Below are 841 nucleotides of genomic sequence, written 5' to 3' on the forward strand. Positions count from 1 at the left end.
GCGGGACGGGCTGTCACCGTTCTGCGCGGCGGCATGAAGGCTCGAGAACGCCGCCAGATCGCCGACCAACTCGCCAATCACACGCCCGATTCGGATCCACTCCTGATCGTCGGCACCAGCTCGTTCATCGGGGAAGGCTTCGACTGCCCCGCCCTTGACACGCTGTTCCTGGCCGCGCCGATCACCTTCAAGAATCGGCTCGTGCAATATATCGGCCGCGTCACCCGCCCCTACCCCTCGAAAACCACCGCAACCGTGCACGATTACCACGACGAGCTCACCCCCGTCGTCGCCTCATCGCTGAAGAAACGGGCACCCGGCTACCTCAAGATGGGCTTCCCCGACCCACGCAAGATGCTCAAATAGCAGGCCCACCCACCGTGATCAGCGTTCAACCTCTGTCGGCACGACGAAGTCGCGATCCCACCTTTCCATGCTGAGTTCCCATCCGGATGATGGACGATCACCTGTTCGCCGCCCGATCGATCCGCGCAACAAACCGCTGTATTACATTGGCCGCCACATCGACCGTCGCCGCAAGCTCGAGATGATCCAGCCCGTCCAGAGCCCCCGCATAAATCGCCGGCCAGTGCAGCAGCGCAACAACTTTTGGCGGCCACGGATGTTGAGCACGCGCATCGAAAACCGCGATGCACGCGTTGCAGGTCACCGGGAGGTCACTGTCGGGCAGCAGGGCTTCAAGAAGCTGTAAGTCGTCTAGGGCGTGTCTCCCAAAGTTTGGGGTGTTGACCGGCGACGATCGTTGGCGTGTTGCGAACCGGTGTGATCAGTGATGAGTTCTGGGCGGTTGTTGAACCGTTGATGCCGTCGCATGAGGGCA

2 protein-coding genes are annotated in these 841 nt (G+C 61.6%); both read left to right on the forward strand.

All coding sequences use genetic code 11. The features are described 5' to 3' along the window. Positions 1 to 366 (forward strand): DEAD/DEAH box helicase (locus BST28_RS22980; protein ID WP_337339101.1); only part of this gene is annotated, 366 nt, incomplete at its 5' end. Between the two features lie 67 nt (positions 367 to 433). Further along, positions 434 to 712 (forward strand): hypothetical protein, encoded by a 279-nt coding sequence (locus BST28_RS24335; RefSeq protein WP_165758143.1) that lies wholly within the window; start codon positions 434 to 436, stop codon positions 710 to 712. The last annotated feature ends 129 nt before the right edge of the window (positions 713 to 841 follow it).

Source organism: Mycolicibacter kumamotonensis, from assembly GCF_002086285.1.
In the GTDB taxonomy this organism is placed as follows: Bacteria; Actinomycetota; Actinomycetes; order Mycobacteriales; family Mycobacteriaceae; genus Mycobacterium; species Mycobacterium kumamotonense.

What these genes read in the sequence shown, in the direction of transcription:
- BST28_RS24335 (WP_165758143.1), top strand. Translation starts at nt 434, where the DNA reads ATGCTGAGTTCCCATCCGGATGATGGACGATCACCTGTTCGCCGCCCG.